This is a genomic window from Paraburkholderia sp. J94 (genome assembly GCF_905220285.1).
Taxonomy (GTDB): Bacteria; Pseudomonadota; Gammaproteobacteria; order Burkholderiales; family Burkholderiaceae; genus Paraburkholderia; species Paraburkholderia tropica_A.
In genome coordinates, this window is record NZ_CAJMZH010000075.1 from 1 (window position 1) to 215 (window position 215).

Here is a 215-nt window from a genome sequence, read left to right on the forward strand (position 1 = left end):
CCGCGCGCGCCTTCGCAAAACAGCGTGTATTTCGCGTGCAGTTCCATGCCGAGCTGGAAATTCTCGGTGGGCTCGCCATCCTTGCCGATGCCCATGTTGCCCGTCGCGACGCCCTTGACCGAACCGTCGTCGTTGTAGAGCACTTCAGCGGCCGGAAAGCCCGGGAAAATCTCGACGCCCAGCGCCTCGGCCTGCTGACCCAGCCAGCGCGTCAC

General features: G+C 64.7%; 1 protein-coding gene. It reads right to left on the minus strand.

The genetic code is table 11. The features are described from left to right. The coding region (locus U4Y88_RS37715) for an NAD(P)/FAD-dependent oxidoreductase (RefSeq protein WP_415774564.1) at nt 1–215 on the minus strand (215 nt) is incomplete at both ends.